10 protein-coding genes are annotated in these 12,362 nt (G+C 71.3%); 3 read left to right on the top strand and 7 right to left on the bottom strand.

The annotated features are described in order from the left end of the window. The first annotated feature begins 162 nt into the window (after positions 1-162). Positions 163-591, top strand: a complete 429-nt coding sequence (locus tag JIW86_RS24085; RefSeq protein WP_257555933.1) for an SsgA family sporulation/cell division regulator — start codon at positions 163-165, stop codon at positions 589-591. A 76-nt stretch (positions 592-667) separates the two neighbouring features. Here the strand turns inward: JIW86_RS24085 and JIW86_RS24080 are convergent, their stop codons facing one another. Both JIW86_RS24080 and JIW86_RS24075 read right to left on the bottom strand, forming a co-directional pair. Beyond that, complete coding sequence (locus tag JIW86_RS24080) at positions 668-2,869, bottom strand: MMPL family transporter (protein WP_257555931.1); 2,202 nt, start codon at positions 2,867-2,869, stop codon at positions 668-670. A gap of 131 nt (positions 2,870-3,000) precedes the next feature. After that, entirely contained in the window at positions 3,001-3,591 is a 591-nt protein-coding gene (locus JIW86_RS24075) for a TetR/AcrR family transcriptional regulator (RefSeq protein WP_215144686.1), read from the bottom strand. A 169-nt stretch (positions 3,592-3,760) separates the two neighbouring features. Here JIW86_RS24075 and JIW86_RS24070 point away from each other — a divergent pair, with 169 nt between their 5' ends. Further along, a complete protein-coding gene (locus tag JIW86_RS24070; RefSeq protein WP_257555928.1) occupies positions 3,761-7,024 on the top strand; it encodes a S41 family peptidase in 3,264 nt (1,087 codons plus the stop codon). A gap of 109 nt (positions 7,025-7,133) precedes the next feature. On the opposite strand, the gene JIW86_RS24065 is transcribed toward JIW86_RS24070, so the two are convergent. The 4 genes from JIW86_RS24065 to JIW86_RS24050 all read right to left on the bottom strand — a co-directional run bounded on the left by JIW86_RS24065 (position 7,134) and on the right by JIW86_RS24050 (position 10,782). Then, positions 7,134-7,328 carry a hypothetical protein gene (locus JIW86_RS24065; protein ID WP_257555926.1) on the bottom strand — a complete coding sequence of 65 codons (195 nt, stop codon included), beginning with the start codon at positions 7,326-7,328 and terminating at the stop codon, positions 7,134-7,136. A 78-nt stretch (positions 7,329-7,406) separates the two neighbouring features. Next, entirely contained in the window at positions 7,407-8,291 is an 885-nt protein-coding gene (locus JIW86_RS24060) for an SDR family oxidoreductase (protein WP_257555925.1), read from the bottom strand. Further along, the gene (locus JIW86_RS24055) at positions 8,288-9,223 is read right to left on the bottom strand and encodes an alpha/beta fold hydrolase (RefSeq protein WP_257555923.1); all 936 of its coding nucleotides are present in this window, start codon (positions 9,221-9,223) and stop codon (positions 8,288-8,290) included. The genes JIW86_RS24060 and JIW86_RS24055 overlap by 4 nt, the downstream gene beginning before the upstream one ends. Then, entirely contained in the window at positions 9,220-10,782 is a 1,563-nt protein-coding gene (locus JIW86_RS24050) for a flavin-containing monooxygenase (RefSeq protein WP_257555922.1), read from the bottom strand. Before JIW86_RS24050 ends, JIW86_RS24055 begins: the two co-directional genes overlap by 4 nt. A gap of 102 nt (positions 10,783-10,884) precedes the next feature. Between JIW86_RS24050 and JIW86_RS24045 the strand changes: the two genes are divergently transcribed. Continuing rightward, entirely contained in the window at positions 10,885-11,571 is a 687-nt protein-coding gene (locus JIW86_RS24045) for a MerR family transcriptional regulator (protein WP_257555920.1), read from the top strand. Here the strand turns inward: JIW86_RS24045 and JIW86_RS24040 are convergent. Then, positions 11,553-12,356 carry an exodeoxyribonuclease III gene (locus tag JIW86_RS24040; protein WP_257555918.1) on the bottom strand — a complete coding sequence of 268 codons (804 nt, stop codon included), beginning with the start codon at positions 12,354-12,356 and terminating at the stop codon, positions 11,553-11,555. The two genes, JIW86_RS24045 and JIW86_RS24040, sit on opposite strands and share 19 nt — an antisense overlap. Positions 12,357-12,362 lie beyond the last annotated feature (6 nt).

Raw genomic sequence — 12,362 nt, 5'->3', positions numbered from 1 at the left:
GACGCTCCGCTTCTCACCCAGTCGTGAACCGTTCAAGAATAGTGCCCAATTGCGAACCATTGGCAAGAGCGTCCACGTGACAAGTACATCCGTGCGGATCCGGCGGAATGTGCGAGGCTTGGGACAAACGGACGCATATGTTCCGAATAGAGGAGTCTTGTCGTGTCAGCCACCGCCGAGAATCCCGCCGCGAGCGCCACCGCCACTGCGACCGCGACTGCGACCGCGACTGCGACCGCGACTGCGACTGCCGTCGAGGAGCGCGTCACCGCGCGCGTGATCAGCGACGACCCCCTCTACCGGAAGGTTCCGGTGGCCCTGCGCTTCGCCGAGGCCGAACCGCTGGCCGTACGGATCGTCTTCCCCGCGGACCTGTCCCCCGAAGGCACCGACAACGAGTGGGTCTTCCCCCGCGCCCTCCTCGAGGCGGGCCTCCAGGCCCCGACCGGAACCGGGGACGTACGCGTCTGGCCCTGCGGCCGCGTCCAGGCCGTCGTGGAGTTCCACTCCCCCGAGGGCGTCGCCGTCGTCCAGTTCGACATCGCGGCCCTGCGCCGCTTCCTGCGCCGTACGTACTCCGCCACCCGTTAGGCGCAACGCACCCCGGCCCCGTACCGCCTGATCATCAGGCGGTACGGGGCCGGGGTGTCAGCCGTACAGAACGGGGTCAGACGTTGACCAGCTCGCGGTCCTTGTCCGGGCCCTCCGAGGAGCCGGCCGCGTCCTTGAGGTGCCGGCGCAGGCTTTCGCCCTCCACGTCGACGTTCGGCAGCAGCCGGTCCAGCCAGCGCGGCAGCCACCAGGCCTTGTGCCCGAGCAGTGCGAGCACCGCCGGGACGATGGCCATCCGGACCACGAAGGCGTCGAAGAAGACGGCGACGGCCAGACCGAAGCCGATCATCTTGACCATCTGCTCACTGGCCCCGATGAAGCCCGCGAACACCGCGATCATGATGACGGCGGCGGCCACGACCACCCGCGCGCTGTACTGGAAGCCGGTCACCACGGCCTGGCCCGGGCGCTCGCCATGGACGTACGCCTCCCGCATCCGGGTGACGAGGAAGACCTCGTAGTCCATGGCCAGACCGAATACGACACCCACCATGAAGATCGGCATCATCGACATGATCGGACCGGTCTGCTCCACCCCGAAGAGCGAGCCGAGCCAGCCCCACTGGAAGACCGCGACGACCGCGCCGAGGGCGGCGACGACCGAGAGCAGGAAGCCGAGGGCCGCCTTGAGCGGAACCAGGATCGAGCGGAACACCAGCATCAGCAGCAGGAAGGCGAGGCCGACGACGAGCGCCAGGTAGGGCAGCAGCGCGTCGTTCATCTTCTGCGAGAAGTCGATGTTCATCGCGGTGGCGCCGGTGACCATGACGTCGCCCCCGCTGCCGTCGCGGATCGTGTGGACCAGGTTCTCCGTCTGGGTGGAGGACGGGCGGTCCTTCGGGATGACGCTGATCATCGAGGCGTCGCCGGCCTCGTTGGGCATCGGCGGCATGACCGCGGCCACGCCCTCCAGGCCCTTGATCCGCTCGACCGTCCGGTCGGCGAGCGCCTTGTCCCCGTCGACGACGACCATCAGCGGGCCGTTGAAGCCGGGGCCGAAGCCGTCGGACAGCATGTCGTACGCCTGGCGCTGGGTGGTGGAGACCGGCTGGGCGCCGTCGTCCGGCAGGCCCATCTCCAGCTTGCTCGCCGGGATGGCGATGATGCCGAGGCCGATCACACCGGCCAGCAGGACCATGACCGGGCGGCGCAGGACGAAGCGGGCCCAGCGGGTGCCGCCGTTGGCCTTCTTCTCGGCGCCCGCGGGCTTGCCCTTGCCGAACAGCTTGCTCTTCTCGCCGGCCGGCAGGACCTTCTTGCCCGCGAAGCCCAGGATGGCCGGGACCAGGGTGAGGGCGACCAGCACCGCGATGACCACGGTTCCGGCGGCCGCGAAGCCCATCTTGGTCAGCATCGGGATGTTGACGACGGCCAGGCCCACCAGGGCGATGACCACGGTCAGACCGGCGAAGACGACGGCGGAGCCGGCGGTTCCGGCGGCCCGGCCGGCGGCCTCGTCGCGTTCGCGGCCCTCGGCGAGCTCCGCGCGGTAGCGGGAGACGATGAAGAGGGCGTAGTCGATGCCGACCGCGAGGCCGATCATCATCGCGAGGGTGGAGGTGGTGTTGCCGAGGTCCAGCACGTTGGCGAGCGCGGTGATGGAGGAGACGCCGATGCCCACGCCGATCAGCGCGGTCAGCAGCGGCAGCCCGGCCGCGATCAGCGAGCCGAAGGTGATGACGAGGACGATCGCGGCGATCGCGATGCCGATGATCTCACCGGAGCCGGTCTCGGGGGCCGCCATCAGCGCGTCGCCGCCGATCTCGACGGTGAGCCCCTTCGCCTGGGCGTCCTTGCCGGACTCCTTCAGCGCGTCGCGGGTCGCGTCGGTCAGCTCCATGCCGCTGACCTTGTACTTGGTGCTGATGTAGGCGGTGGAGCCGTCCTGGCTCACTGCCTGGCTCTGGTACGGGTCGGCGACCGAGGAGATCTGGTCCTTGCCCGGACCGGACTTCAGGTCTTCGACGATCTTCTCGACCTGGGCCTTGGGCTCCGGGTCGGAGACCTTGGCGCCGGCCGGGGCCTTGATGACGATCCGGGCGGTGGCGCCGTCGGCGGCCATCCCCGGGAACTTCTTGTCCAGCACGTCGAAGGCCTTCTGGGCCTCCGTGCCGGGTATCGAGAAGGAGCCTGAGGTGGGTGCGGACGCCGATGCCGCGCCGAAACCGGCGGCGAACAGCAGCGCCACCCAGATGAGGGCGACAAGACCGCGGCGCCTGAAGGCGCCCCGGCCGAGACGGTAGAGGAAGGTGGCCACGTCGGTGGTTCTCCCGTTCGGGTCGTGGGATGGATCCGGTGCGGATCAGGGCATGGAGAGCCGGCCCGACGACGAGAGCGGCGTGTCAGGAACAGCAGGCGGTACAGCGGGGACGGGAAAGGGGAAGGGGTTCAGACGCCGAGGGCGGGGAAGACCACGGCGTCGATGAAGTGGCCGAGGAAGTTCCGGTCCACCGGGCGGTCCTCGATCAGCGGGAGCGCGATGAACGCCCCGATGAGCATGTGCGGTACGAAGTCCAGAGCCGGACAGTCGGGACGGATCTCGCCCCGGTCCACCGCGCGCTGGAGCATCGCCTGAAGGCCGTTGATCTCCGGGTCGACCAGCAGGTCCCGCAGGGCCTTGTGGAGCTCCGGGCTCTCGTGGACCGCATGGGCCAGACCCCGCATCAGCGCGGTGTCCTTGGCCATCTGCGCGTCGTCGGAGCATTCGACCATGCGCGCGAAGTCCGTGCGCAGGCTGCCCGTGTCGATCTCCCGCAGCGAGACGGGCTGCGTGCATCGCAGGGCCTTGGCCACCAGCTCCGGCTTGCTCCCCCACTGGCGGTAGAGGGTGGCCTTGCTGGACTTGGTACGGGCGGCGACCGCGTCCATGGTCAGCGCCTCGTAGCCCACTTCGCGGAGCAGGTCCAGGACCGCTCCGTGGAGTTCGGCTTCCCGCTCGGGGGTGATCCGGCTGCGCCGAGCCGCCATCGCCTCGGTCATCTCCGTGTCTCCCGTCCGAACGCGCCTCTTATCGAAACGAATGTGTTCCGTACTCATACGACGATACCCCCGACCCAAGCGAAACGAAACCGTTCCGTTTCGCTTCGGGGAGTGGCATGGATCACCTGTACGAGTTGCCGGGCCCCCCTGGCGCGGAAAGCATTGGGGGGTGAGTCACGACGTCGCGTACCTCCGCTTCCCGCACCTGCACGACGACCTGCTGTGTTTCGCCACCGAGGACGATCTTTGGGTGGCGCCCTTGGTTCCCCCTGGAGATCCGGTCGGCCGGGCCTGGCGGCTCACCGTCGACCGGACCCGGGTCAGCCATCCGCGCTTCTCCCCCGACGGCCGGCACATCGCCTTCACCACCTGGCGCAGCCTCGATCCCGAAATCCACCTCGCCCCCGTGGACGGCGGCCCGGCCCGCCAGCTCAGCCACTGGGGCTCCACCGACACCCGGGTCTGCGGCTGGGACCCGGACGGCAACGTCCTGGCGGTCTCCTCGCACGGCCAGCCTTTCTCCTACTACGCCTGGGCCTACAAGCTGCCCACGGACGGCAGCCCCGGCGGACGCCTGCCCTGGGGACCCTGCTCCGACATCCAGGTCACCGACATCGACGGGGAGCACCGCACCCTGCTGCTGACCGGCAAGCCGCCGCACGAGCCAGCCGCCTGGAAGCGCTACCGCGGCGGCGCCACCGGCCGGCTGTGGCTGCACGGCACACAGCTGCTGGAGGACATGGACGGCCACCTCGACTCCCCGATGTTCGTCGGCGGCCGCATCGCCTTCCTCTCCGACCACGAGGGCATCGGCAACCTCTACTCCTGCCTGCCCGACGGCACCGGCCTGCGCCGGCACACCGACCACGAGGAGTTCTACGCCCGGCACGCCTCCAGCGACGGCAGCCGGATCGTCTACCAGTGCGCCGGGGAGATCTGGCTCGTGGAGTCGCTGGCCCCCGACGCCGTCCCGCGCAGGCTCGACGTCCGGCTCGGCGGGCCGCGCGCGGGCCGCCGTACGTACCAGGTGCCGGCCGCAAGCCATGTCGACTCGCTGTCCGTGGACGCCACCGGCCGGGCCAGCGCGGTCGTGGTGCGCGGCAGCCTGTACTGGCTGACCCACCGCGACGGCCCGGCCCGGACCATCGCCGACACCCCGGGCGTACGGGTGCGGCTGCCCGAGATGCTCGGCAGCGGCGGGCAGGTCGCGTACGTGACCGACGCCGAGGGCGAGGACGCCATCGAGATCGCCTACCTGCCGCGGGCCTCCGGGGAGCGGGAGCCGCGCCGGCTGGCCTCGGGCGAGCTGGGGCGCGTGACCGAGCTCCTGTCGGACCCGGACGGGGAGCGGCTCGCCATCGCCTCCAACGACGGGCGGCTGCTGCTCCTCGATGCGACCGAGGGGTCCACCGGAGAGGCCACCGAGCTGATCCGGTCCATCAACGGGCCCGTCACCGACCTGGCGTTCTCGCCCGACGGGGGCTGGCTGACCTGGTCGCACCCGGGCATCGGGCGTTCGCTGCGGCAGATCAAGATGGCGCGGATCTCCGGACCGGGCGGGCGGACCATCGTGGACGTCACCAACGGCCGCTTCGAGGACGAGAATCCGGTCTTCACCCGGGACGGCCGCTATCTGGCCTTCCTGTCGTGGCGCGGTTTCGACCCGGTGTACGACGTGCACACCGGCGACCTGTCCTTCCCGCTGGGCTGCCGCCCGTACCTGGTCCCGCTCTCCTCGGCGACCCCCTCGCCGTTCGCGCTGTCCCCCGAGGGGCGTCCGGCGGCGGGCGGACTCGACCCCGGCGAAGGGGAGCCGGACACCGGCGACGGCGCGGTGAGCGTGGAGGTGGAGGGCCTGGAGAGCCGGGTCACCCCCTTCCCGGTGTCCGCGTCCAAGTACTCGGCCCTGTACCCGGTGCACGGAGGCGGGCTGGTGTGGTTGCGCTGGCCGATCTCGGGCGCGCTCGGCGAGACGTTCGCCAACCCCAACGACATCAGCGGCAAGCCCACGCTGGAGCACTTCGACCTCACCAAGGCCCGCAAGACCGAACTGGCCTCGGGGCTGGACTGGTTCGCGGCCAGCGGCGACGGCACCCGGCTCGTGATCAACGACGACGGCGACCTGCGGGCGGTCCCGGCCACCGAGTCGGGCGACAGCGACTCGACCGTCTACCTGGACCTGCGGCGCATCCTGCACGAGGTGGACCCGGCGGCCGAGTGGCGCCAGGCCTTCGAGGAGGCCGGGCGGATCATCCGTGCGTACTTCTGGGAGCCGAAGATGTGCGGCATCGACTGGGACGGGGTGCTGCGCCAGTACCGCCCCCTGGTCGAACGGGTCGCCTCGCCCGACGAGTTCGCCGACCTGCTGCGCGAGGTCCTCGGCGAGCTCGGCACCTCGCACGCGTACGTCGCCGCCGCCCGCCGCAACGAGGGGCCTCCGCACTACCAGCGGGCGATCGGGCTGCTCGGCGCCAACCTCGTGCCGCGGGACGGGGCATGGGTGGTCAGCCGGATCCTGCCCGGCGAGTCCTCCGACTCCAAGGCCCGCTCCCCGCTGGCTGGCACCGGCATCCGGGAGGGCGCGGTGCTCACCCATGTGGACGGGCGCCCGGTGGACCCGGTCACCGGCCCGTACCCCCTGCTGTCGGCGGCCGGGGGCACCACCGTGGAACTGACCTTCCAGCCCGCGGAGGGCGAGGGCCGGGCCCGCCGGGTGGCCGTCGTACCGCTGGTCGACGAACGGCCGCTGCGCTACCAGGACTGGGTGTCCAAGCGGCGCGCGGTGGTCCGGGAAATCAGCGGCGGCCGGTGCGGCTACCTGCACATCCCCGACATGGGCGGCTCGGGCTGGGCGCAGTTCAACCGCGACCTGCGGATGGAGATGTCCCGGCCCGCACTGATCGTGGACGTACGCGGCAACGCGGGCGGGCACATCAGCGAGCTGGTGGTGGAGAAGCTGACCCGCTCCATCCTCGGCTGGGACCTGACGCGCAACGCCCAGCCGGTCTCGTACGCCTCCAACGCGCCCCGCGGTCCGATCGTGGCGCTCGCCGACGAGGCGACCTCCTCGGACGGGGACATGATCACCGCAGCCATCAAACTGCTGGGGCTGGGCCCGGTGGTGGGCCAGCGCACCTGGGGCGGGGTGGTCGGCATGACCGGCAGGCACACCCTCGGCGACGGCACGGTGATCACGGTGCCGATGAACGCCGCCTGGTTCCCGGAGTACGGCTGGTCGGTGGAGAACCACGGGGTGGAGCCGGACCTCGCGATCCTGCGCACCCCGCTCGACTGGGCGGAGGGGCGGCACGCACAGCTGGACGACGCCGTGCACCTGGCGCTCGAACTGCTGGAGCAGGACCCGGCAGCGGTGCCGCCCGGCTACACGGACGTACCGGACCTGCGGCGTCCGAAGCTGCCGCCGAGGGCGTAGCGCGGGGGCAGCTTCGGAGGAACAGGGCATGCCCGAGGGGCGCGATCCGTACGGATCGCGCCCCTCGGGGCAGCTCGGTGCCGCGGCTCAGGGCCGCAGCCCAGGGCCGCTAGAAGCTGTCGTCGACGTCGTCCCACGACTGGCGCGCCGTGTCCGGCGCCTGCGGGCTCTGGGGGCTCTGGGGCTTCTTGCCCTTCATCTGCCCGGCGCGCTGGGACTTTTCGTCCTTCACGCCCCGCGCGGCCTTCTGCGCCTGCTCGTTGAGCTCGTTCGCCTTGTCGTGGAACTGGTCCTTGATACCCATGCTTGTTCACTCCAGAAGGGGTGTTGGTTGGTTGGGCCTCGACCAGACTTGCATGGGCGGACAAAGCTCGCATTTCGATCAGTTACTCTGCGTGCGCTCCCGCTCGTCCGCGGCCCCGCCCGCTCCCACAAGTCCCTTGGAAACACCGGCCAGCCGCGGCTCGAACCGCTTCATCTCGCGCTGCCCGACCGCCCCGATGACCGCCGGCAGGTAACCGCGCACCCCCTGCATGCCGCGCAGCCACCACTGCGCGTACACGTGCGCCGAGCGCCGCTCGATGCCCGCGACGATCCGGTCGACGGCCGGACCCAGCGGGTACGTGCGGTTCGAGGGCCACGGCAGGCGCTGGCGCAGCTCCCGCATGACCTCGTCCTGGTCGGCCCCGCGCACCATGTCGGTATCGGTCCAGGAGAGGTAGCCGACGCCGACCTTGACTCCCTTGTAGCCGACCTCGGCGCGCAGGCAGTGGGCGAAGGCCTCGACACCGGACTTGGAGGCGCAGTAGGCGGTCATCATCGGCGCCGGGGTGATCGCGGCGAGCGAGGCGATCTGGAGGAAGTAGCCGCGGCTCTCCGTCAGGACCGGCAGGAAGGCCCGGGCGGTGACGGCGCCGCCGATGAGGTTGACCTCGATCACCCGGCGCCAGGCGTCGGGGTCGGAGTCGGCGAAGGGCCCGCCGGCGGCCACGCCCGCGTTGGCGACGACGATGTCGACCTTGCCGAAGCGCTGCTTGATCTCCTGCGCGACCCGGGCCATGGCCTCGTGGTCGGTGACGTCGGCGTACCAGTGGTCGCTGTCGGTGTGCAGCCGCTCGGAGACCTCCTTGAGGGCTTCCGGCTCCAGGCCGACGAGCGCGATCCGCGCGCCGCGCGCGGAGAGTTTGCGGGCCAGCAGCTCGCCGACCCCGCGGGCGGCGCCGGTGACGACGGCGACCTGGCCTTCCAGACTCCTGCGAGCGCTCACGACGTCTTCTCCTTCTGGTCGAGGCCGTGCTGATCCAAGAACTGCGCGGCCAGCTCGCGCACGGCGTTGGTGACGGCCTCCGGGGCCTCGATCGGGGTCATGTGCCCCATGCCGGTGAGCTCGGTCAGGCCCACGCAGTTCGGCAGCGCGGCCGCGAGTCCCCGGGCGTGCACGACGGGCGTGAGCCGGTCGTTCTTGCCGCCTATGACGGCGGTGGGCACGGTGAGCCGGGCCACGTCGGCGTCCAGGTCCAGCCCGGCCAGCACCTGGGACCACGCGTGCCGGACCCGGGTGGGGCAGGCGTGCACGATACGGGCGCACGCCTCGACCTTGTCGGGCGCGGAACCGGGGCCCATGGTGGCGTACTTGAGGATCTTCCTGGCGACGGGCGTGACCGGGCCGAGGGGTGCCCGGGACCCGAGGACCGCGCCGGTGACACGGGTCCGCACGCGCCCGGGGCGCAGCGGCAGGACCTTCGACTCGGCGACCAGCCGGGCGCTGCCGGTGCTGCACAGCAGCGCGGCCGCGGCGTGCTCGGCGAACTCCGGCCGGGCGGCGGCGGCCATGATCGTCATGCCGCCCATGGAGTGCCCGGCGACGACCGCCCGCTCCCCGGGGGCGAGGGCGGCCTTGAGCACGGCCACCAGGTCGTCGGCGAGGGCGGTGGTGCTGTGGGCCAGGGCGGCGGGGCTGCGGCCGTGGCCGCGCTGGTCGTAGGCGATGACCCGGTGGTCCTTCGCCAGTTCCCGTATCTGTGCGGCCCAGAACGCGGTGGAACAGGTCCAGCCGTGCGCCAGCACCACGGCCGGCGCGCCCTCGTCCCCGTGGACCTCGACGTGCAGCCGGGCCCCGTCGGCGGACTCGGCGACGAGCTCGCGCCGGGCGGCGGGCGGTGCGTAGGGCCCGGATATGACGTGCGTCAGGCGGCTCACGCGGCGCCCTCCGCCTCTTCAGCCCCGGACCCCACGGGGGCCGGGACCCGCTCGCGCTCCCGTACCCGTACGACCTCGTACTCCCCCAGATCGACGCTCCGCGTCTCACGGCGGAACTCGCCCGTGGTGCCGGGCCAGACGGTGGTGTTGCGCCCCTGGGCGTCGAGGTACCAGCTGGTGCAGCCTCCGGTGTTCCACACCGTGCGCTCCATCCGGGTCTGGACCTGCCGGTTCCACTTGTTCACGGCCGAGGGCCTGGCCGCCAGCGCGACCCGCCCGCCCAACACGCCCATCTGCCGCAGGTAGTCGGCCATGTAGTTGAGCTGCGACTCGATCATGAGGATCATCGAGCTGTTCCCGAGCCCGGTGTTCGGGCCGATGATCGTCATCCAGTTGGGGAAGCCGGCCGCGGTGGCCCCGCGCAGCGACTGCATCCCGTCCTTCCACTCGTCCGCGAGGGTCTTGCCCTCCGCGCCCACCACCCGGTCGGCGATCGGCATGTCCGTGACGTGGAAGCCGGTGCCGAAGACGATCGCGTCGACCTCGGTCTCCGTACCGTCGGCGGCGACCAGGACCGAGCCGCGGATCTCCTTCAGCCCGGAGGCGACCAGATCCACGTTGGGCCGCGCCAGCGCCGGGTAGTACTCGCTGGAGAGCAGGATCCGCTTGCAGCCGATCCGGTAGGAGGGCGTCAGCTTGGCGCGCAGCGCCGGGTCCTTGATCGAGCGCGCCATGTTGGCCTTGGCCAGCGATTCGATGAGCCCGAGCTGGTTCGGCCGCTTGGTGAAGGCGCTGACCTGCAGTTCCCGGATGCCCCACAGCAGCCCGCGCCGCGCCGCCCGGGTGAAGGGCAGCTGGCGGTGCAGCCAGCGCTCCACGGCCGTTATGGCCCGGTCGGTGCGCGGCATCACCCACGGCGGGGTCCGCTGGAAGAGGGTCAGCCGCTCCACGTCGGGTGCGATGGCGGGCACGATCTGGATGGCGGAAGCGCCCGTACCGATCATGGCGACGCGCTTGCCGGCGAGGTCGTAGTCGTGGTCCCAGCGCGCGGAGTGGAAGACCTTGCCGGGGAACTCGGCGAGTCCCGGGACCTCCGGCATCCTGGGGTCGGACAGCGGCCCGGTCGCCGAGACCACGACGTCCGCGGTGAGCGTTCCGGCCGAGGTCTCGATCTCCCAGCGCAGCTCGTCCGCGTCCCAGCGCATCATCAGGACCTCGTGGCCGAGCCGGATGTGCCGGCGCAGCCCGAAGGTGTCGGCGACGTGCTCGAGGTACTCCCGGATGGCCGGCTGCCCGGAGAAGGTCCGGGGCCAGTCCGGGTTGGGCGCGAAGGAGAAGGAGTACAGGTGCGAGGGGACATCGCACGCGCACCCCGGGTAGCTGTTGTCGCGCCAGGTCCCGCCGACCGAGTCGGCGCGCTCCAGTACGACGAAGTCCGTGATCCCCTCGCGCCGCAGCCGTACGGCCGCGCCGAGCCCGCCGAATCCGGACCCGATCACCGCCACGCGTACGTGCTCGCCCATGCCGCCCATGCCCGCCGCCTTCCGCATCTGCAACATTGCCAGCAATCACTGGCACAATCGGGAGAGTAGAGCAGCCTCGTACTCATGGGTAGGGGTCGCGCCCGGAAAGTTACCGGCAGTACGCCATAGGCTTCGTCCGTGGTGGACAGGGAAGCGGGGACGACAGTGCGCGAATACCGTACGGAGGAGCTGGCCGAGGCGGCCGGCATCCCGGTCCGCACCCTGCGCTTCTACCGCGAGCGAAAACTGCTCCCGCCGCCGCGCCGCGAGGGCCGCATCGCCTGGTACGACGACCACCACCTGGCCCGGCTGCGCACCATCGCCGCCCTGCTGGAGCGCGGCCACACCCTCGGCGGCATCGCGGAACTGACCGCCGCCTTCGAAAGCGGCCGCGACGTCAGCCAGCTCGGCGAGCTGCTCGGCATCGGCTGGTCGGAGGAGACCCCGGTCCGGCTGACCCCCGAGGCGCTGGCCGACTACTTCGAGGGCGAGGTCACCCCGGAGAACCTGGCGGCCTCGCTCGACCTCGGCTACCTCGCCACCGACGGCGACGAGATCGTGCACGTCAGCCGCCGCCTGCTGGACGTCTCCTCGGCCCTGGTTCGCGAGGGCGTACCGCTGGCGGCCGTCCTGGAGACGGGCCGCCGCGTCCGCGAGCACGCGGACGCGATGGCGGCCCTGTTCACCGAGCTGATCTCGGCCCACCTGTCGGAGGACGCCCTCCCGCGCCTGCGTCCGCTGGCCAAGAGCGTGGTCGAGGCCGAGCTGACGATGGCGATGGACCGCCTGCTGGCATCCGGCCCGGGTCAAACACCGAGCTCGTAGGCGACGGTCACCGGCGCATGGTCGGACCACCGCTCCGGGTGCGTCTCGGCCCGCTCCACGAACGCCTTCACGGCCTTCGCCGCCAGGCCCGGGGTGGCGACCTGGAGGTCGATCCGCCAGCCGGCGTCGTTGTCGAAGGCCCGCCCGCGGTAGGACCACCACGAGTACGGGCCCTCCGTGTCGGGGTGCAGCGCCCGCACGACGTCGACGTACCCGGCCTCGTCGTACACCTTCCCCAGCCAGTCCCGCTCCTCGGGAAGGAAGCCCGCGTTCTTCCTGTTCGTCTTCCAGTTCTTGAGGTCGGCTTCCTGGTGGCAGATGTTCCAGTCCCCGCAGACCACGACCTCGCGCCCGTCCGCGGCGGCCCGCGTCTTCAGCGCCTGGAGGTAGGTGTGGAACTCCGCCATGAAGCGGTACTTCTCCTCCTGCTTCTCGGTCCCGGCCTCACCGGAGGGCAGGTAGAGGCTGGCGACGGTCACGCCGGGCAGGTCGATCTCGAGGTACCGCCCGCTCGTGTCGAACTCGTCACTCCCGAACCCCACCTGCACGCGCTCGGGCGCGCGGCGCGTGTAGAGCGCGACCCCGGCCCGGCCCTTGGCGGCGGCCGGCGCGAACACGGTGTGCCAGCCCTCGGGGCTCCGGACCTCGTCCGGAATCTGCCCCTCCTCGGCCCGTACCTCCTGAAGGCAGACCACGTCGGCGTCGGATCCCTCGAGCCACGCCCCGAAGCCCTTCTTGGCGGCAGCGCGGATCCCATTCACATTCACGGAGGTCACGATGAGCATCCCTGC

It is taken from the genome of Streptomyces sp. NBC_00162 (assembly GCF_024611995.1).
In the GTDB taxonomy this organism is placed as follows: Bacteria; Actinomycetota; Actinomycetes; order Streptomycetales; family Streptomycetaceae; genus Streptomyces.
This window is presented reverse-complemented; position numbering and strand designations above follow the sequence as displayed.